A 19,379-nucleotide genomic window follows, 5' to 3' on the forward strand; every position below is an offset into this window, starting at 1 on the left:
TACCTGATCACCGACGGCCGCGGCGGCCCGGTGTCCCGGCTGGCCGACACCACCGAGTCCGTCCAGCTCGGCATGGGCACGGAGCTGCTCGCCCACGCCCGCGGCCTTCTCCCGGACGCCCCGCAGGGTGAACTCCGCTACCTTGCCGAGTGCCTCACCGAGGCGCTGGCCGATGCCCTGCGGGTGGCGGAGCGCCGGGGACGGAGGCTGCGGGAACTCATCTGAGCGCGTCGAGAGCAGATAGGCGGCATCTGCTCACGCTTTTCCGTCCAGGGCCTCCGCCAGCACCTCCGCCAGGTGCCTGCCCCGTACCCCCGCCAGTTGCTCCAGCTGCGTCCGGCAGGAGAAGCCGTCGGCCAGGACCACCGCCCCGTCCGGCGCCTGACGCACCGCCGGCAGGAGCTGGTCCTCCGCACAGGCCACGGACACCTCGTAGTGGCCCTCCTCGAAGCCGAAGTTGCCGGCCAGTCCGCAGCAGCCGCCGCTCAGTTCGCCGGTGAGGCCGGCCGCGGCACGCAGCCCGCGGTCCGCCGTGTCGCCGAGGACCGCGTGCTGGTGGCAGTGGGTCTGGCCGGTGACCGGGCGGTCCAGGACGGGCGGGGCCCAGTGGGGCGCGTACTGCTCCAGGGTCTCCGCGAAGGTGCGGACCCGCGCGGCGAGTTGTGCCGCGCGGGGGTCGTCGTGCAGCAGCTCCGGCGCGTCCGTGCGCAGGGCCGCCGCGCAGCTCGGTTCGAGGACGACGACCGGGGCGTCGGTGGCCAGTACCGGTTCCATGAGGTCGAGGGTGCGGCGCAGCACCGTGCGGGCGTGGTCGAGCTGGCCCGTCGAGAGGTAGGTGAGGCCGCAGCAGACCCTGCCCCGACGGGCCGTCAACAGCCGTGCGGCCGAACGTGAGCGGCCGTCCCCCACCGGGCGCCCGCCCGGTCGCAGCGTCGGCGGCAGGGCCACCCGCAGGCCCGCCGCCTCCAGGACCCGTACGGCCGCCTGCCCCACGGAGGGCGAGAGGTGCTCGGTGAAGGTGTCCGGCCACAGGACCACCAGGTCACCGGTACCGTCGCCATCACCGTCACCAGCCCCGGCACCGGCACCGGAGGACACGACGGCCTTCCGCCCCCGCCACCACCGCGTGAACGTCTCCCCGGCCACGCGCGGGATCTCGCGCTCCTCCGCGATCCCGCCCAGCCGTTTCGCCACCCGGGCGAGCGGGCCCACCGAGGCCAGGCCGTTGACCACCCCCGCCGACCTGGTCCGCGCCACCCAGCCCAGCCACACCGGCAGCCGTCCCATCGCGTAGTGCGCGGCGGGGCGGCGGCGGCCGGCGTAGTGGTGGTGGAGGAACTCCGCCTTGTAGGTGGCCATGTCGACCCCGACCGGGCAGTCCGAACGGCAGCCCTTGCAGGACAGGCACAGGTCCAGGGCGTCCCGTACCTCCGTGGATTGCCAGCCGTCGGTCACCAGCTCGCCGGCGAGCATCTCGTGCAGCAGTCGGGCGCGCCCGCGCGTGGAGTGCTCCTCCTCGCCCGTCGCCCGGAAGGAGGGGCACATCACCGCCGGCCCCGACACCGACGTCGTACGGCACTTGGCGACGCCCACGCAGCGGCGGACGGCCGCCGAGAAGTCGCCGCCGTCGGACGGGTAGCCGAAGGCCACGTCCACCGGCTTGCTCGGCAGGACGGAGAAGCGGAGGTTCGCGTCCAGGGGCGCGGGGCGCACCAGCATCCCCGGGTTGAGCAGGTCGTCCGGGTCCCAGACGCCCTTCACGCGCTCGAAGAGGGCCACCATGTCCGGGCCGTACATGCGCGGCAGCAGTTCGGCGCGCGCCTGTCCGTCGCCGTGTTCGCCGGAGAGCGATCCGCCGTGGGCCACGACCAGGTCGGCCAGTTCCTCGGAGAAGCGGCGGAAGCGGGCGATACCCGGACCGGTCAGCAGGTCGAAGTCGATCCGGACGTGGATGCAGCCGTCGCCGAAGTGCCCGTACGGGGAGCCGCGCAGTCCGTGGTCGGCCAGCAGACCGCGGAAGTCCCGCAGGTACGCGCCGAGCCGGGCGGGCGGTACCGCGCAGTCCTCCCAGCCGGGCCAGGCCTCGGTCCCGTCCGGCATCCGGGTCGCCGTGCCGCTCGCGTCCTCCCGGATCCGCCACAGCGTCCGCTGCCGGGCGGGGTCGGTGACCACCAGGGCGTCCAGGACGTCCGCCGCGCGGACGATCGTCTCCGCACGCGCGCGTGCCTCCCCCTCCGTGTCCCCGCCGGTCTCCACGAACAGCCAGGCTCCCCCGCGCGGGAGGTCCGCCGCGGCCGGCACCAGGTCGGCCGCCATGCCCTCCACGGTCAGCGGCCCGTGCTCCAGCAGTCCGGCCGCCGCCTCGGCGGCCCCGGTCTCGTCCGCGTACGCCAGCACGGCGAGCGCACGCGCGCGGGGCGCCCGTACGAGGTCCACGACCGCCTCCGTCAGCACGCCCAGCGTGCCCTCCGAGCCGCAGAACGAGCGGGCGACGTCGGCGCCCTTCTCGGGCAGCAGCGCGTCCAGGGCGTATCCGGAGATACGGCGGGGCAGCTCGGGGAAGCCGGTGCGCAGGCGGGCGAGTTCGCCCTCGGCCAGCTCCCGCAGTCCCGCCGGGGCCCCGGCCCACGCCTGCCCCGGCCGCAGCCGCTCGCCGCGCGGGGTGACGACCGACAGACGCCGCACGCTGTCCGCCGTCGTGCCCCAGGCGACGGAGTGGGAGCCGCAGGAGTTGTTGCCGATCATGCCGCCGAGGGTGCAGCGGCCGTGGGTGGAGGGGTCGGGGCCGAAACGCAGCCCGTGCGGGGCGGCGGCCTCCTGGAGCCGGTCGAGGACGAGACCGGGCTGCACGACGGCCGTGCGGGCCTCGGGATCGAGGGAGAGCAGGCGGTTCATGTGCCGGGTGAAGTCGAGCACCACACCGGTTCCGGTGGCCTGCCCCGCGATCGACGTGCCGCCGCCGCGCGGCACCACGGGGACGCCGTACGTCCGGCAGACCGACAGCGCCGCCGCCACGTCGTCGGCGTCCCGGGGAGCCACCACGCCGAGCGGCACCCGTCGGTAGTTGGAGGCGTCCATGGTCGTCAGCGCCCGCGCGGTGGTGCCGAAGTCCACCTCGCCGCGCACGGCCGCGCGCAGCCCTTCCCGCAGTTCCCGCAGTTCCCGCAGATCCGTCATGTTTTCAGGATGCCTCGGAGAGCTGCGGGGCGCCGCCGGCCGGGCCCGTCCACCGGCCCGGCCCCGCGTGGCACCCGCCGGCTCCCCTCCCGAAAAACGGAACCGGATTCTTCCCAAGCTGATCACAAACTCCCATATAGTGAGCGCGAGTTGCGCGCAGTTGTCGGACCTCGCTTCAAAAGCGACCCCGGAACCGGGTCCGACGACCCCATCGAATCGCCCGAGCGCCGCACGGACGACGGCACCCGGGCGGACCCGACCGAGGACCGACCGAGGACCTGATTGATGACCTCCCCCCTGCTCCCCGGTGACCGCCCCACCCCCCGCAGCCTGTTGACCGCCCTTCTGATCACCGTGGTGCTCTCCGCGGTCGGGGTCGTCGTCGCGGTGCTGCTGGGGCCGGAACCCGCACGCGGCGCCGTCGGGGTGACCGGAACGGTGGCGGCCCTGCTGCTGTGTGCGGCCGTCACCTGGGCCACCCATGCCGTCCTGTCCGCGCGAGCGCTCCGCAGGCGGCTGGAGCGGGCCGGCCTGGACATCGACCGGCTGATCCAGGAACGCACCCGGCAGGCGGAGGAGGCCCGCCGCCAGCACGAGCGGCTGACCGGCGAACTCACCCGGGAACGGGCCCGCCTGTCGGCCGAGCTGGACCAGGAGCGGACCCACCTCGCCCAGTCCCTGGCGGCGGAACGCGATCGCCTCAACGAACAAAACGCCATCACCACCGAACGGTTGACGCAGGAGCACACCGCCGAGCGGGCCCGGCTCACCGACGACCACACCGCCGAGATCGCCCGGCTCACCGAACAGCACGCCGCCGAGATCGCCCGCCTCACGGACGACCACACGGCCTCGCTCGCCCGGCTCGCCGACGAGCACACCACCGCACTCTCCCGGCTCGCCGACGAGCACGCCGGGCAACTGCGCCGGCGCGACGAGGAACACGCCGCCCGCACCGCCGCGTCGGTCCAGGAGCACACCGCCGAGCGCGACCGGCTCGGCCAGGTGCGCGACCGGCTGAGCGAGGAACGGGACCGGCTGTCCCGGGACCGGGACCGGCACATCGACGAGAACGCCCGGCTGGCCGTCCGGCTGCGCGAGGCCAACAGCGCCCGCGCCGCGGCGGTTTCCGCGACCGCCAACGTCGCCGGCCGCATGCAGGCCCTGTCCACCGGCATGCTCGCGGACCTGCGTGCGATGGAGGACAAGCACCACGACGAGGAGGTCCTCGCGGATCTCCTGCACCTCGACCACCGCACCGCGCAGGCGGGCAGGCTCGCCGACTCCGTCGCCGTCCTCACCGGCGCCCGTTCCGGACGTCGTTGGGCCCGGCCGATCGGCATGGAGTCGATCCTGCGCGGCGCCATGGGCCGGATCAGCGGCTACCAGCGCGTCCGCGTCCACTCCGCGAGCGACGTCGCCGTCGCCGGGCACGCCGCCGAGGGCGTGATGCACGCGGCCGCCGAACTCCTCGACAACGCGGCGAACTTCTCGCCGCCGAACGCCGAGGTGCACGTCTACGTCGAGGAGGTGCCGGCCGGGGTCATCGTGTCCGTCGAGGACAGCGGACTCGTCATGGGCGAGGCCCAACTGCGGCGCGCCGAGCGGGCGGTCTCCGGCGAGACCAGCGGGCTCGGAGGCCTCACCGGCACCCGGCTCGGACTCGCCGTGGTGGGCCGACTGGCCCGGCGGTACGGACTCACGGTCTCCTACCGGCCCTCGGCCCGCGGCGGCACCGGCGTCCTCATGCTCATCCCGCAGGACATCCTCGTACCGCCGGACGCTCCCGGAACCCCGTCCGCCGTCGCCGCCGCACCGGCTCCCTCCTCGTCCCTCCCGGCCGCACGGACCGCCCCCACCAGGACGGCTCCGGCCCGGTCCGCGGCGGCCGTGCCGTCCGGGGAGACCGCCGGAACGACCCCGGCGGCGGCACCGGACGGGCCGTCGGGCCCGGTCCTGCCCCGCCGTCGCGGCAGCCGCCCGGACGACGCACCGGCGGCCCACCCGGCCGACAGCACGGCCCCGGGGACGAGCCACGTCGCCCCGACCGGCACGGACCCGGCACCACGGGACCCGGCCGCCCGCACCACCTCCCGCACGACGCCCCCGGCTAGGACCACGAACCACTCGTACGCGGCGTCCCGGGCCGGCGCCGGCGAGCTCGACCCCGACCCGGTACCCACGCACGACTCCGCCGGCCGGGACGCGGACGCGCCCCCGCTGAACCTCCCCCGCCGCCGCCGCGGCCGGACCCTGGCCGAGGCCGAGCGCACCCGCGGCACGAGCCGTGCCGACGCCCCGCCCAAGGCCCCGCCCACCGCCGAGGAGACGAAGGCCCGCACGGCCCGCTTCAGCAGCTTCCGCCAGGCCGTACGCGCCACCGCCACGGAACCGGACGCGGGCCCGGACCTCACGACAGACCCCACGCCGGACCCAGCACCAGCCACGGCCGCAGACGCGAGCGCAGCTACGGCCGCGGACACGGCCGCAAGCACCGCAGGCGCCCCAGGCACCCCGAACGGGGACGCCGAAGCCATCACCTCCCCCTCCACCTCCACCCCCGCAACACCGGAAGGCGACACCACCTCATGACCGGCACGACCACCGCCGACGAGAAGCTCACCTGGCTGATAGAGGGCCTGCTGGAGCGCACCCCGGGCGCGCGGCACGCGCTCGTGCTGTCCAGGGACGGCCTGAAACTGTGCCGCACCCCCGAACTCTCCGCCGACCAGGCCGACCAGCTCGCCGCGATCGCCGCGGGCATCCAGTCGCTGTCGCACGGCGCGTCCGTGGAGTTCGGCGACGGCAGCGGAGGCGTCCGCTCGGCGATGACCGAGTTCTACGGGGGCGTGCTGTTCATCGTGGAGGCCGGCCAGGGCGCGCACCTGGCCGTGGTCACCAGCGAGGACGCCGACGCCGGGCTCATCGGGCACAACATGAGCGAGCTCGTGGAGCAGCTCGGGGAGCACCTGACCGCTCCGCCGCGCTCCGCATGAGCAGGCCGGGCAGGGACGACTCCCCGGACCGCCTCTACACCGTCACCGGCGGACGCAGCCGGTCCGGGCCCGACAACCCCTTCGACCTGGTCACGCTGGTCGTCGCCGAATGCGATCCGGTGCCCGGCATGCAGTCCGAGCACGCCGCGATCCTGCGGCTGACCGAACGACCCACGGCGGTCGTGGAGATCGCGGCCGAGCTGAAGCTGCCGGTGAGCATCACCCGCATCCTGCTCGCCGACCTCCAGGCGTCGGGCCGCGTCAGCGCCCGGCACCCGCGCAAGGCCGCCGTACCCGACCCCGACATCCTGGAGCAGGTGCTCGTTGGACTCCGCAACCTCTGACACGCGTACACCACTGGGCGCGTCGGCCGACAACGGCCTCAAGATCGTGGTCGTGGGCGGCTTCGGCGCCGGCAAGACGACGATGGTCCGCTCGGTGAGCGAGATACGTCCCCTCAACACCGAGGAGACGATGACCCAGGCCGGCGAGGCCGTCGACGACCTCAGCGGGGTGCACGGCAAGACCTCGACGACCGTGGCCTTCGACTTCGGCCGCATCACCCTGGACAGCCGCAACGTGCTGTACCTGTTCGGGGCGCCCGGCCAGGAGCGCTTCTGGTTCCTGTGGGACCGGCTGTTCTCCGGCACCCTGGGCGCGGTCGTCCTGATCGACACCCGGCGCATCGACGACTCCTGGTACGCCATCGACCGGCTGGAGAAGCACGGCACGCCGTTCATCGTGGCCTGCAACGACTTCGGCGGCCCCCCCTTCACGCCGGAACAGATCCGCGAGGCCCTCGACCTCGATCCGCACGTTCCGCTGGTCACCTGCGACGCGCGTTCCCGGGAGTCCAGCAAGCTGGTGCTGATCACGCTGGTGGAGCACATCCAGACCCTCTACGCCGACCAGGCCCGAGCCCCCCGTCAGGAGCTGGTGTGAGCCCTGCTTCCGCTCCTCATCCCGTCCACTTCAGCGGCCCCCTGCTCCAGGACGACCCGGCAGGGGTGTACCGGAACATGCGGCGCGACCACGGCAGCGTGGTCCCGGTGATCCTGGACGGCGACGTACCGGCCTGGCTGGTGCTCGGCTACCGCGAGCTGCACCAGATCACCGGGGACCCGGTGCTGTTCAGCCGCGACTCCGACCTGTGGAACCAGTGGGAGAACATCCCCGACGACTGGCCGCTGCTGCCGATGATCGGCCGCAAGCAGCCGTCGATCCTCTACACCGTCGGCGAACGGCACCGCGAGCGGGCCGGGATGCTGGTCAACGCGCTGGAGGCGGTGGACCCGTTCGAACTGCGCGGCTACGCCGAGAAGTTCGCCGACGAACTGATCGACGGCATCTGCCCCCGGGGCACGGCCGACATCATCGGCGAGTTCGCGATGCTGCTGCCCGTACGCGTCCTGACCCGGCTCTACGGCTTCTCCGACGAGCAGGGGCCGGCGCTGGTCACCGCCCTCAACGACATGATCGACGGGCGGGAGCGGGCGCTGGCCGGCCAGACCCACCTGTTCACGTCGATGACCGAACTGGTCGCCGCGCGCAGGAAGGAACCCGCCGACGACGTGGCGTCGCGGATGCTCGCCGACACCTCCGGGTTCACCGACGAGGAGATCGTCCAGGACCTGATGGTGATGATGGCGGCCGGACACCAGCCGACCGCCGACTGGATCGGCAACTCCCTGCACCTGATGCTGACGGACACGCGGTTCGCCGCTTCCCTGTTCGGCGGCCGCAACAGCGTCGCCGAGGCGATGAACGAGGTGCTGTGGGAGGACACTCCCACCCAGAACGTGGCCGGCCGCTGGGCCTCCCGCGACACCCAGCTGGGCGGGCGCCGCATCCGCGTCGGCGACATGCTGCTCCTCGGCCTCCAGGGCGCCAACTCCGATCCGCAGGTACGGACCGACGGCTCGGCCCTGACCGGCGGCAACAGCGCGCACTTCTCCTTCGGCCACGGGGAGCACCGCTGCCCGTTCCCGGCCCAGGAGATCTCCGAGGTGATCGCGCGGACCGGCATCGAGGTCGTCCTGGACCGCCTGCCGGACATCGACCTGGCGGTGCCGGCCGCGTCCCTGTCCCGCCGCCCGTCGCCGTGGCTGCGCGGAATGTCCGAACTTCCGGTCACCTTCACACCCACTCCGGCCCTTGGAGGCTCCCACACATGACGGCTGGCACGGACACCCAGATGCCCACGCCCGGCACCGAGGGGAACCCCATCCCTCTGGACCCGTTCGTCTCCGACCTCGACGCGGAGAGCGCGGCGCTGCGCGCCGCGGGCCCGCTCGCACGCGTGGTCCTGCCGGGCGACGTGCCGGTGTGGGCGGTCACGCACCACGCCGAGGCCAAGAAGCTGCTCACCGACCCCCGCGTGGTGAAGGACATCAACGTCTGGGGCGCCTGGCAGCGCGGCGAGATCGCCCCCGACTGGCCGCTGATCGGGCTGGCCAACCCGCCCCGCTCCATGCTCACCGTGGACGGCGCCGACCACCGCCGGCTGCGCACCCTGGTCGCGCAGGCGCTCACCGTGCGCCGGGTGGAGCGGATGCGTGAGCGGATCACGGAGCTGACCGAGGGCCTGCTGGACCGGGTGGCCGAGGCGCAGGGCGAGACGGTCGACCTGAAGGCCCTGTTCGCCTACCCCCTGCCGATGTACGTGATCGCCGACCTGATGGGGCTGGCGGAGGAACGGCTGCCGCGCCTGAAGGAACTCTTCGAGAAGTTCTTCTCGACGCAGACCCCGCCCGAGGAGGTCATCGCGACGCTGACCGAGCTGGCCGGGATCATGGCCGAGACGGTCGCGCACAAGCGCGAGAACCCGGGCGACGACCTGACCTCCGCGCTCATCCAGGCGTCGGAGAACGGCGACCGTCTCACGGACGAGGAGATCGTCGCCACGCTCCAGCTGATGGTGGCGGCCGGTCACGAGACGACGATCTCGCTCATCGTCAACGCGGTGGTCGGCCTCTCCCTCCACCCCGAGCAGCGCGCGCTGGTGCTGTCCGGCGAGGTGGACTGGTCGGCGGTGGTCGAGGAGACGCTGCGGCACTCCACACCCACCTCCCACGTGCTGATCCGGTTCGCCACCGAGGACGTACCGGTCGGCGACAGCGTCCTGCCGGCCGGGGAGGCACTGATCGTGTCGTACGCCGCGATCGGCCGGGACGAACAGGCTCACGGCCCGAGCGCCGGCGTCTTCGACATCACCCGCGAGAGCGCCAACCGGCACATCTCCTTCGGCCACGGCCCGCACGTGTGCCCCGGCGCGGCCCTGTCCCGCCTGGAGGCGGGCGTGGCCCTGCCGGCCCTGTACGCGCGCTTCCCGAAGCTGGACCTGGCGGTCCCGGCGGAGGAGCTGCGCAACAAGCCGGTGGTCACGCAGAACGACCTGTACGAGCTGCCGGTGAAGCTCGGCGGCTGACCGGATTCGGGGTGCGGGCGGGTGGGCGGTAGACCGTCCGCCCGCCCGCATCCCCGCACGCGCCCGCAGAGGTGCGACACCCGTCTCAGCCGACGGACGATGTTGCGCCCGGGTTTCCCCGAGCCGCTAGGCTCCTGGGTTGTGGCTGAGATCCGGATTCCTGCTGACATCAAGCCCGCCGACGGTCGTTTCGGCGCGGGCCCCTCCAAGGTGCGGACGGAAGCGCTGGACGCGCTGGCCGCGACCGGCACGTCCCTGCTGGGCACCTCCCACCGCCAGGCCCCGGTGAAGAACCTGGTCGGCGAAGTGCGCGAGGGCATCCGTGAGCTGTTCCAGCTCCCCGAGGGCTACGAGGTCGTCCTCGGCAACGGTGGCTCCACCGCGTTCTGGGACATCGCGACCCACGGCCTGATCGAGAACAAGTCGCAGCACCTCACCTTCGGCGAGTTCAGCTCCAAGTTCGCCAAGGCGGCCAAGCTCGCCCCGTGGCTCGCCGACCCGACCGTCGTCGCGGCCGACCCGGGCACGCACCCCGAGGCGACCGCCGAGGCCGGGGTGGACGTCTACGCCTTCACGCACAACGAGACCTCCACCGGCGTCGCCATGCCCATCAAGCGGGTGCCCGGCGCCGACGAGGGCTCCCTGGTCCTCGTGGACGCGACGAGCGGCGCCGGCGGCCTGCCCGTCGACATCGCCGAGACGGACGTCTACTACTTCGCCCCGCAGAAGTCCTTCGCCTCCGACGGCGGCCTGTGGATCGGGGTCTTCTCCCCGGCCGCGATCGAGCGCGCCGAGCGCGTCCACGCGTCCGGCCGCCACGTCCCGGAGTTCTTCAGCCTTCCCACGGCGATCGACAACTCCCGCAAGAACCAGACGTACAACACCCCGGCGCTGGCCACCCTGTTCCTGCTGAACGAGCAGCTGAAGTGGATCAACGGCCAGGGCGGTCTGGACTTCGCCACCGGCCGCACCAAGGACTCGTCGACCCGCCTCTACGGCTGGGCCGAGGAGTCGAAGTTCGCGACCCCGTTCGTCACCGACCCGGCGAAGCGCTCCCAGGTCATCGGCACCATCGACTTCACGGACGAGATCGACGCCGCCGCCATCGCCAAGGTGCTGCGCGCCAACGGCATCGTGGACACCGAGCCCTACCGCAAGCTCGGCCGCAACCAGCTCCGGGTCGCGATGTTCCCGGCGATCGACCCGGCGGACGTCGAGGCCCTGACGAAGTGCGTCGACTACGTCATCGGGCAGCTGTAGCCGCTCCCCGCACGACAACGAGGGGCGCCCGGCGGAGTTCCGCCGGGCGCACTTTCGTGCGTGCGGTGCCTACGCGAACTGACGTAGGAACGCCTGCCAGCCGTCGCGGGGAACGGTGAGCAGAGGGCCGTTGCACTGCTTGCTGTCACGGACGGCCCGGCCGCCCCCGGCGGTGTCGGCCACCTCGACGCAGTTGCTCTCCGCCTGGGAGTACGAGGACTTCCTGAAGGGGCTTTCAAGCTCGGTCACGATGCGTCTTCCTTCAAGCTCCGCAGTATGTCCCGGACGAGCTTCACGCTCGCGTCCGGCGGATTCCGCCGGGCGCCCCTCGTTCACCCGAACTGCCGCAGAAACACGGCCCAGCTCTCACGGGAGACGGTGAGGAGGGGGCCGCCTTCACGCTGCTTGCTGTCGCGGACGGCCCGGCCGTGGTCGGCCGTGTCGGCGATCTCCACGCATTCGCCCTGCTGACTGGAGTACGACGACTTCCGGAAGAGGCCCACTATTTCGCTCACGATCGGCTCCCCTAGATGCTCTGCAGCACGTCTCGGACGAGCTTCGCGCTCGCGTCCGGTGCCAGTGCCGTCGATCGTAGGAGTTCGTACGAACTCGCGTAAACAGCCAGGTCGTCCGGAGACTCGATAACAGACGTACTCATCAGGTCGTCCATGGTCACCGCCTCGATCGCCGAATCCGCATCGAAGCTGAAGGCGGAGAAAGCCGAGGCGGCAGCCGCCAGTGTTCCAGCACTGAACGGCAGAACCTGCACGGTGATGTTCTCGCGTTCTCCGGCTTCAAGGAGCGCCGACAACTGCTTTCTATAAACGTCCGCACCCACCAGGGGGTACATGACGACCGCTTCCCAGATGACAGCGGTGTACCGGGCCCTGCCCTCCGCGATCTTCTCCTGCCGCCGCCTCCGCACCCCCACCAACCGGTCGACCTGCTCAGGGTCAAGCTGGTTGGGACCGCCTGCGATGACCTCTTCCGCGTAGGCCGGGGTCTGCAACAGTCCTGGAACCAGGGCCGGTTGCCATTGCCGGATGTGGATCGCATCGTCTTCCAGCGCGATGTGGTCGATGTAGTCCGAGCGGAGATGCGCGGAGTGCTCCAGCCACCAGCCCCGGTTCTTGGAGTGCTTGGCCAAGTCCTCCAGTTTGGCGCGCACTTCCGCATCCGTGACGCCGTACGCGTCCAGCAGGAGCCGTACCTCGATGACGCGGGGCGTGGCATGCCCGCTCTCAACACGGCTGATCCTGGCCTGACTCGATGCGATGATCTCGGCGGCCTGCGGCTGATCCAGCTTCGCGACCTGCCGGTACTGCCTGAGTGCCGTACCCAGTCGCCTGCTGCGCACCGTCGGCCGACCACCTGTGGGCATGGGGTCTCCCCTCTCCGGCGGAAACCATGTCACATCACGGCCCAACACCAGCTCCACATCACATGATTGAGTGATACGTGCGCATACATTCCTCAATTTCCATTGCACAGATCCCAAATCCATCCCTAGCTTCGCTCCATGACCTCAACCGAAACCTTCCGCATCCCCAAGCACAGGCGACACGTGTCAGTGGCTCGGCGGCGTTTACGCGAAACCCTCACAGACCGGGACGTCGCCGAGGAACTCACGGACACCGTCGTCCTGCTGGCGAGCGAGCTGGTCACGAACGCCGTGCTCCACTGCCGTGTCTCCTGCGCGCAGGTCCGTGTCACCCTCACCCTGGACGGAACCGAATTGGTCCTCGAGGTCACCGACCCCGACCGGGACAGGCTCCCCCGGTCGCACCGCCCGGCCCTCGGCGAGGAAGGCCGGACGCGGGCTGGCTCTCGTGGCGGCGCTGGCCGACGCGTGGGGATGCCGGCAGGGGCCGTACACGAAGTGCGTGTGGGCCCGCTTCACGCTCACGGAGACAGCGAGGGCTCATGCTCCGGCGACTTCTTGACGCGCTCGCCCGCCGGCGCCCCCGCGGGACCCCGGTGAACGACCGGGCACCCGCACAGGAGGTCCGGGCACCGGATCCCTACGTGTGGAGGCTGCCGAACCCGCACGACGCCCGCTGGAGACGCTGGAGACGCTGGAACAAACGGTGTCGGGCGGCGGGACGTTACCTGCCGTTCCTGGAGGAGGCATGCCGGCAGACACCTCGCCGCTCCTGGTCGCCCTCCTGGCGGACCGACGACGACGTGGTACGGCCGTACGTCCTCAGACCTTGATGCCCCCGCGCACGCGGGCGATCACCTGCGGGGCCTCGGCGCGGAAGACGGCCGACTCCGCGAAGGTGTCCCAGACGCGGCGGTAGAGGGCGATCGTTTCTGCGTCGTCGAGCCACAACTCGGCGTGCCAGTCCTCGACGACGAGACGGTCGTCCAACGCACAGAAGGAGTTGCCCAAGGTCAGCGGCAGGTCGGCATCGAGCGGCACGATTCCCCTGTGCACGGTGTCCATGTCCACCACACCGAGCAGACGGTCGAGTTGGGCCGCCAATACCTCGGGGGGCAGATACGGTCCCACAGCAAGGCATGGCTTGGGAGGGGAGCACATGTTCATGAGGTTCGGCGAGATGCGCAGGTGAGAGTTACAGGGAGGGTCACCTGAAGCCTCCTGAGGCCATATATTCCGAAGGCGCATTTTTGTTACGCCGATGACTCAGGGGCGGACCAGGGCCGCACTCTGACCGGGCTCCTCGTGCCCGAAGAAGGCTGGAACGACCTCCTGCACCGCTGGCTGGAAGGCCGACGAGGGCTGGAGGAGACATGGGGCATCTCGAAGAACACCGAGTTGCATGCCAACAGCCTGGTCAAAGGGCGAGGCCGGCCCTGTGCGACTGACGAACAGAATCAGCGCTTCGGCCGCCCGGCACGCCTTGCTGCGCACGACCTCATGATGAGGCAGCTGGCCCGGTGCGCCAGCCTTCGTGTGCTGACTGTCGCGGGCCGTACTGCTCAGATAGCCGAGGTGTACCAGGGCTTCGTCGACCACCTGGAGCTATGGGCCCTTGAGCAGGACACCCGCGTGCTCATCATGTACGACGGCCAGGCCGGACCCGAGGACAGCTCCAGCATGGCGCAGGAGGACGCTCAGAAGCTTTGGGATCAGGCGGTACGTAACGCAAGTCCCTACCGAGCGGCACATCGCCGGCTGCCACTCACTACTCGCAGGATCCTCGAAGACCCCATCATGCAGGACAGTCGGTACAGCCAGTTCATCCAGGCTGCCGACATGGTCGGCTATGCCGCCTTCCATCACCTGGGGCTTGCCCATCCCGAGGTGTGGCCCAAGATGAATCCAGTGGGGGCCATGTCGAAGTCCTACCGTCGACTGTCACAGCACTGGCTCCCTGGCCACGGCACCGATGGCATCGTCTGGCTCGACACGGACGGCGCCTAGAAACGCAGAAACCCCCGGCATGCCGGGGGCCTACGAGAGCAAGATCCTTTGAGTGCTCCCCAGAGAACACATAGGACCTTGCCCATCGACTATCGCACCATCCAAGCCAGACAGCAAGCCATCCAGCCACCGCGCGGGCACTCGGCCGAAAGTGGCCCCCATTCATGAGGGCCACTTTCCCAGTAGAGCCGGAAATCCGCAGGTCGCAGTAGTAGCTGCCCATACAAGCAGCGGGTCGGCCACGAGCGGACCATGCCCCCCTTGGTGGCAGCCCAGGGCGTTCGAAGAGGCGCGCTCACAGCCTGACGGACCCGCCGAGGGAATATCCACGAACTCCAAGCAATTGCGGGAGAGTGACCGAGCGCATTCTCCGGCTTGCCTGAATCCACCCACCTGGAACTCCCATGCCTCCTGGGATAAGTCGTGTGGCCTGCACCATCAGGGGCCCGACACTGTGTACGGGCCACTGTGCCGGGCCCCTGATCAGACGTCGCTCACGTCGCCGTACAGCTCACGCTCGGCACGCTCCCGCCCCCGGGCGCGCCCCCGAAGCCGAGGCTCGTCGAAGCGCCCGCCGCGAGCGCTCCGTTGTGCCCGGCGTTGACGGCGGTGACAGTCGCCCCGGACTGGGTGTACGAGGCGTTCCACATGCTGGTGACGCGCTGGGCCCCGCTCCAGGTCCACGTCACCTTCCAGGACGTCAGCGGCACGGTCCCGGTGTTGGTGACCTTCACGTCGACGTTGAAGCCGCCGCCCCAGTCACTGCTGACGGTGTAGGCGGCGGCGCACTCGGCCGTGTCGCCGGGATCGCCCGGGTCACCCGGATCACCGGGGTCGCCGGGGTCCCCCGCCGCGAACCCCGGGGCCTTGATGTCCGCGAGGTACCCGTCCTTCACCGTGTCCACGGTCGTCCAGTCGTCCTTCAGGATGCCGCCGGTGTCACCGGAGTTGGGGTTCCAGGACCAGAAGGTCCAGTGGAAGCGGTCGGCCCCGTGCTGCGACGTGGACCGCAGGTACGAGACCAGTGCGGACAGCCACCGCTGGTCCACGCCCGACTGGAGGGTCGTGCCGAACTCGCCGAGCCAGACCGGGGCGATGTTCTGCTTGAAGACGTAGCCCCAGTACTTGTCCCAGATGCCCGGCATGTTGGCGGGGAAGGACGGGTCGTTGAACCAGGACTGCTGGGCCACGCTGGTGGCGTAGTCGTGCGCGGAGTAGACGAGCCGGCCCGGCACGTCCAGGCGGACCGGGTGCTCGGCGACGCCCATCAGATTGCCGCCCCACCAGCCGTTGACCCCGTTGTGCGACTGCACGCCCTCGACGAAGACCAGCAGCTCGGGGTTGACGGACAGCACCGCGTTGCCGGCCCGCTCGGCGGCCAGCCGCCAGTCCCGCGCCGTGTCGCCGCAGCCCCAGCAGGCGGGATCGCGGGGCTCGTTGTGCAGGTCGATGCCGATGACGGTCGAGTCACCGCGGTAACGGGTGGCGAGCGCCTTGAGGTTGGTGATCCACGTCGACTCGGGCACCGCGTCGGTGTACCAGAGCGCGGACTGCGCGGCCGCGTCGGGACGGTGCCGGTCGAGCACGACCTTCAGACCCGCCCGCCCCGCGTGCGCCACGATCCGGTCCAGCACCTGGAGCGACGTCAGGCCCCGCAGGTCGGTGTTGATGCCGTCGTGGTTGATGCTGCCGGGCAGGGCGCCCGGCTTGAGGATGTCGTCGCTGTAGGGGACGCGGACGGTGTTGTAGCCCAGGGACTTGATCTGGTCGAGCATGCCCTTGTAGTCGCGGGCCCACAGGCCGTGGACCACCCGGACGTCGGTCTCGAAGCCGAACCAGTTGATGCCGGCGATCCGCACGGGCTGCCCGGACGCGTCCAGGATCCGCCGGCCGCTGGTGTGCCAGTAGCCTTCGCCGGCCGCCGCCGCACGGGTCGTCGCGGTACCGGCCGCCGCACGGGCCGTGCTGTCGCCCGGCTCCGCCGCACCGGCCGGCTGCACACCCGCCAGCGGTAACAGGAACGCCGCCACGGTCACGCACAGCGCTCTTCGCAAGCTGCGGAACATGTCGCTGCTTCCTCTCGGAGGGCGGGCCCGGAACGAGTGGGAGCGCTCCCACCACCCCGCGCCCTCCATGCAAGCCATGTCACATGAACACGTCAAGGAGGCGGACGGCATTCACACCCGGACGCCGTCCGCCTCCTCCCCGGGCCCCGCCTCCCCCGGGCCTCGCCGCGTCAGCGGCTCACCTGCTCAGCCGCTGGAACCTCCGTACCGCGAGCGGCAGGAAGACCGCCGTCAGGACGAGCGGCCACACCCCCGCCATCAGCAGCGCGTGCTGCTCGACCCAGGAGTCGCCGCCGCCTACCGGCGTACCGAACAGCTCGCGGGTGGCCGCGGCCGTGGACGAGATCGGGTTCCAGGCGGCGATCCAGCCCAGCCAGTCGGGCATGAGCTGCGGGGCCACGAAGATGCTGGAGATCATCGTCAGCGGGAAGGCGACCGCGAACAGCCCGCCCGCCGCCTCCGGGTTGGGCACCAGGAGTCCGAGCCAGACCCCGAGCCAGATGAGCGCGAACCGCAGCCACAGCAGCAGGCCGAACGCCGCGAGGAAGTTCCAGCCGCCGTCCGGCCGCCAGCCCATGGCCAGCGCGGTGAGTACGAGGATCCCCAACTCGGCGCAGGCGACGACCAGATCGGTCACTCCGCGCCCGGCCACCACCGCGGACGGCGCCATCGGCATCGAGCGGAACCGGTCGATCACGCCCTTGGTGGCGTCGTACACCACGATGGTCGCGGTGTTGATGAAGCCGAACGCCATCGTCATCACGAACATCCCGGGCATCAGGAAGTCCTTGTAGTCGCCGCCGCCCGGCACCGTCATCGCGCTGCCGAAGACGTAGCCGTAGAGCAGCACCGACAGGATCGGGAAGCCCAACTGCCAGGCGATGTTGACGGGTTGGCGCCGGTAGTGGGTCAGGCCGCGGCGGACGATGTTCCAGCAGTCGGCGAGCGCCCAGTAGGCGCGACTGTGCACGGCCGGCTCGGTGCCCGGACCGGCGGGAGGGCCGGCGCCCGGTTCGTCGGCCAGGTCGACGGCGCTCATACGGCGGCCTCCTTCTTGTCCGAAGCCCTCTTGCCTGAAGTCCTCTTGTCGGAAACGGCGTCGGCGGCCTCGTCGGCCGACGTGGTGCGGTGGCCGGTGAGGCGCAGGAACACGTCGTCGAGGCTGGGTCTGCGCAGCCCGATGTCCTCGACCCGTACCCCCTCGTCCTGGAGGGTGCGCGCCACCTCGGTCAGCGCGGCCACCCGGTCCGTCACCGGGGCGTGCACGCGCAACTCGCTCTCGTCCGACTCCGGTTCGCCGTCCGTGACCCGGGCGACCACCTTCACCACCCGCGGGACGTCGGCCCGTTCGGCGACGACGACCTCGATGCGGTCGCCGCCGACGAGGTTCTTCAGCCCGTCCGGGGTGTCGTCCGCGATGGCCCGGCCCTGGTCGATGACGGTGATGCGGGAGGCCAGCTTGTCGGCCTCCTCCAGGTACTGCGTGGTCAGCAGCACGGTCGTGCCGTCCGCGACCAAGGCCCGTACGGAGTCCCAGACTTCGTTGCGGCTACGGGGATCGAGCCCCGTCGTCGGTTCGTCCAGGAAGAGCACGGCCGGCGCGAGGATCATGGAGGCGGCGAGGTCCAGGCGCCGCCGCATGCCTCCGCTGTAGTCGCCGACACCCTTGTCGGCGGCGTCGCTCAGGTCGAACCGCTCCAGCAGTTCGGTGGCCCGCGACCGGGCCCGCTTCCCGCCCAGGTGGAACAGCCGCCCGAACATCTCGAGGTTCTGCCGTCCCGTGAGCACCTCGTCCACGGCCGCGTACTGCCCCGTGAGCCCGATCCTCGCCCGCACCTCGCGCGCCTGCCGTCCGACGTCGAGACCGGCCACCGTGGCTCGTCCCCCGTCCAGCCGGACCAGCGTCGACAGGATGCGCACGGCGGTGGTCTTCCCGGCGCCGTTCGGCCCCAGCAGGCCGTGCACGGTGCCCGTACGGACGGCGAGGTCGAAGCCGTCGAGGGCGCGCTTCTCCCCGTACCGCTTGTCCAGCCCCTCGGCCCGCACCGCGTAGTCGCCGTCCCCGCCGTCCCCGCCGTAGCCGCTGTCGGGCCCGTCGCCCTTGTCATGGCCGTCGCCCATGGGTCCCCCTTCCAGGTAACTGGGTACACCGTACCCGATTGCGCGTACGGCGTACCCAGTTTTTCCGCGCGGATCTAGACTGAGCCCATGACAAGCGGTGGGCAGACCGGCGGCAGGGAGACGAGCGGGAGCGGTGACATCACCCGCACCCTCGACCTGCTGTGGGGCACGGGCCGGCGGCCGAGCCGCGGGCCGAAACCGGGCCTGACGCTGGAGCGCGTCGTGGAGGCCGCCGTCGAGCTCGCGGACCGGGAAGGGCTCGGCGCGCTCTCGATGCGCCGGATCGCCACGGAACTCGGCACGGGCACGATGTCCCTGTACCGCTACGTTCCCGGGAAGGCCGAGCTGCTCGACCTGATGCTGGACCGCGTCCAGCGCGCCTCCGAGGACCCCGCCGACTTCGGCGACGGCCACTGGCGCTCGGCCCTGGAGGTCCTGGGCCGCTCCACGCTCGCCCTGTACCGTCGCCACCCCTGGCTGCTGGAGGTCAACCAGACCCGCCCGCTCCTCGGTCCCAGCGCACTCGACGGCCTGGAGAAGGTGATGTCCCGGATCAGGCCGATGGGCCTGTCCGACCCCGAACTGCTGTCGGCGATCACCGCGATCGAGGGGTACGTCGTCGGCGCGGCCCGCACCCAGCTGTACCAGCAGGAGGCCGAGCGCACCTCCGGGCTGACGGACGCGGAGTTCTGGGAGGCCCAGCAGCCGGCCCTGGAGAAGGCCATCCTCAGCGGGCGCTACCCCGTCCTGGCCTCCCTCGCCGAGGACACCTTCAGCTTCGACTTCGACCACTTCGAGTTCGGACTGCAACGCATCCTGGACGGCCTGGAGCTGTTCGTGACCGCCCGCGCCGCGAAAGCCACCCCGTCGTCCGCTCCGGCATCCACTCCGCCGTCCGTCCCCGCAGCCGGGCCGGACCGCTCAGCCGGGCCGGACCGCTCAGC

19 protein-coding genes are annotated in these 19,379 nt (G+C 71.3%); 11 read left to right on the forward strand and 8 right to left on the reverse strand.

Translation table 11 applies throughout. The annotated features are described in order from the left end of the window. Positions 1 to 225: hypothetical protein (locus AOK11_RS30275; RefSeq protein WP_055596891.1), on the forward strand; the 225-nt coding region annotated here is incomplete at its 5' end. Positions 226 to 255: 30 nt separating this feature from the next. On the opposite strand, the gene AOK11_RS30280 is transcribed toward AOK11_RS30275, so the two are convergent. After that, a complete protein-coding gene (locus AOK11_RS30280) occupies positions 256 to 3,177 on the reverse strand; it encodes an FAD-binding and (Fe-S)-binding domain-containing protein (RefSeq protein ID WP_107098714.1) in 2,922 nt (973 codons plus the stop codon). A 285-nt stretch (positions 3,178 to 3,462) separates the two neighbouring features. On the opposite strand from AOK11_RS30280, the gene AOK11_RS30285 reads away from it, so the two are divergent. The 7 genes from AOK11_RS30285 to serC all read left to right on the forward strand — a co-directional run bounded on the left by AOK11_RS30285 (position 3,463) and on the right by serC (position 10,860). Further along, the gene (locus AOK11_RS30285; protein WP_055596892.1) at positions 3,463 to 5,769 is read left to right on the forward strand and encodes an ATP-binding protein; all 2,307 of its coding nucleotides are present in this window, start codon (positions 3,463 to 3,465) and stop codon (positions 5,767 to 5,769) included. Continuing rightward, positions 5,766 to 6,173 carry a roadblock/LC7 domain-containing protein gene (locus AOK11_RS30290; RefSeq protein WP_055596893.1) on the forward strand — a complete coding sequence of 136 codons (408 nt, stop codon included), beginning with the start codon at positions 5,766 to 5,768 and terminating at the stop codon, positions 6,171 to 6,173. Before AOK11_RS30285 ends, AOK11_RS30290 begins: the two co-directional genes overlap by 4 nt. Further along, a complete protein-coding gene (locus AOK11_RS30295; RefSeq protein ID WP_055573656.1) occupies positions 6,170 to 6,517 on the forward strand; it encodes a DUF742 domain-containing protein in 348 nt (115 codons plus the stop codon). Before AOK11_RS30290 ends, AOK11_RS30295 begins: the two co-directional genes overlap by 4 nt. Beyond that, complete coding sequence (locus AOK11_RS30300; RefSeq protein WP_240497547.1) at positions 6,498 to 7,115, forward strand: GTP-binding protein; 618 nt, start codon at positions 6,498 to 6,500, stop codon at positions 7,113 to 7,115. Before AOK11_RS30295 ends, AOK11_RS30300 begins: the two co-directional genes overlap by 20 nt. Next, on the forward strand, positions 7,112 to 8,347 hold the full coding sequence (locus AOK11_RS30305) for a cytochrome P450 (RefSeq protein WP_055596894.1): 1,236 nt from the start codon (positions 7,112 to 7,114) through the stop codon (positions 8,345 to 8,347). Before AOK11_RS30300 ends, AOK11_RS30305 begins: the two co-directional genes overlap by 4 nt. Continuing rightward, positions 8,344 to 9,600: a cytochrome P450 family protein gene (locus AOK11_RS30310; RefSeq protein ID WP_055596895.1), complete on the forward strand. Its 1,257-nt coding sequence runs from the start codon at positions 8,344 to 8,346 to the stop codon at positions 9,598 to 9,600. Before AOK11_RS30305 ends, AOK11_RS30310 begins: the two co-directional genes overlap by 4 nt. Positions 9,601 to 9,741: 141 nt before the next feature. Continuing rightward, positions 9,742 to 10,860: a phosphoserine transaminase gene (gene serC / locus AOK11_RS30315; RefSeq protein WP_055596896.1), complete on the forward strand. Its 1,119-nt coding sequence runs from the start codon at positions 9,742 to 9,744 to the stop codon at positions 10,858 to 10,860. A 69-nt stretch (positions 10,861 to 10,929) separates the two neighbouring features. On the opposite strand, the gene AOK11_RS30320 is transcribed toward serC, so the two are convergent. The 3 genes from AOK11_RS30320 to AOK11_RS30330 all read right to left on the reverse strand — a co-directional run bounded on the left by AOK11_RS30320 (position 10,930) and on the right by AOK11_RS30330 (position 12,241). Then, positions 10,930 to 11,109, reverse strand: a complete 180-nt coding sequence (locus AOK11_RS30320; protein ID WP_055596897.1) for a DUF397 domain-containing protein — start codon at positions 11,107 to 11,109, stop codon at positions 10,930 to 10,932. 83 nt (positions 11,110 to 11,192) lie between these two features. Then, complete coding sequence (locus AOK11_RS30325) at positions 11,193 to 11,375, reverse strand: DUF397 domain-containing protein (protein ID WP_055596898.1); 183 nt, start codon at positions 11,373 to 11,375, stop codon at positions 11,193 to 11,195. An 11-nt stretch (positions 11,376 to 11,386) separates the two neighbouring features. After that, on the reverse strand, positions 11,387 to 12,241 hold the full coding sequence (locus tag AOK11_RS30330; RefSeq protein ID WP_055596906.1) for a helix-turn-helix domain-containing protein: 855 nt from the start codon (positions 12,239 to 12,241) through the stop codon (positions 11,387 to 11,389). Between the two features lie 138 nt (positions 12,242 to 12,379). On the opposite strand from AOK11_RS30330, the gene AOK11_RS46490 reads away from it, so the two are divergent. After that, complete coding sequence (locus AOK11_RS46490; protein WP_338058956.1) at positions 12,380 to 12,841, forward strand: ATP-binding protein; 462 nt, start codon at positions 12,380 to 12,382, stop codon at positions 12,839 to 12,841. Positions 12,842 to 13,063: 222 nt separating this feature from the next. On the opposite strand, the gene AOK11_RS30340 is transcribed toward AOK11_RS46490, so the two are convergent. Continuing rightward, entirely contained in the window at positions 13,064 to 13,372 is a 309-nt protein-coding gene (locus AOK11_RS30340; protein WP_338058957.1) for a Scr1 family TA system antitoxin-like transcriptional regulator, read from the reverse strand. A gap of 102 nt (positions 13,373 to 13,474) precedes the next feature. Here AOK11_RS30340 and AOK11_RS30345 point away from each other — a divergent pair, with 102 nt between their 5' ends. Further along, positions 13,475 to 14,248 carry a DUF3800 domain-containing protein gene (locus tag AOK11_RS30345; protein WP_055596900.1) on the forward strand — a complete coding sequence of 258 codons (774 nt, stop codon included), beginning with the start codon at positions 13,475 to 13,477 and terminating at the stop codon, positions 14,246 to 14,248. Between the two features lie 494 nt (positions 14,249 to 14,742). Here the strand turns inward: AOK11_RS30345 and AOK11_RS30350 are convergent, their stop codons facing one another. The 3 genes from AOK11_RS30350 to AOK11_RS30360 all read right to left on the reverse strand — a co-directional run bounded on the left by AOK11_RS30350 (position 14,743) and on the right by AOK11_RS30360 (position 18,435). Next, positions 14,743 to 16,314, reverse strand: a complete 1,572-nt coding sequence (locus tag AOK11_RS30350) for a cellulase family glycosylhydrolase (RefSeq protein ID WP_055596901.1) — start codon at positions 16,312 to 16,314, stop codon at positions 14,743 to 14,745. A 178-nt stretch (positions 16,315 to 16,492) separates the two neighbouring features. Further along, complete coding sequence (locus tag AOK11_RS30355; protein ID WP_055596902.1) at positions 16,493 to 17,353, reverse strand: ABC transporter permease; 861 nt, start codon at positions 17,351 to 17,353, stop codon at positions 16,493 to 16,495. Further along, entirely contained in the window at positions 17,350 to 18,435 is a 1,086-nt protein-coding gene (locus tag AOK11_RS30360) for an ATP-binding cassette domain-containing protein (RefSeq protein WP_055596903.1), read from the reverse strand. The genes AOK11_RS30355 and AOK11_RS30360 overlap by 4 nt, the downstream gene beginning before the upstream one ends. An 87-nt stretch (positions 18,436 to 18,522) precedes the next feature. On the opposite strand from AOK11_RS30360, the gene AOK11_RS30365 reads away from it, so the two are divergent. Continuing rightward, positions 18,523 to 19,379: TetR/AcrR family transcriptional regulator (locus AOK11_RS30365; RefSeq protein WP_079035179.1), on the forward strand; the 857-nt coding region annotated here is incomplete at its 3' end.

The sequence above is a fragment of the Streptomyces hirsutus genome, assembly GCF_001418415.1.
Lineage (GTDB): Bacteria > Actinomycetota > Actinomycetes > Streptomycetales > Streptomycetaceae > Streptomyces > Streptomyces hirsutus.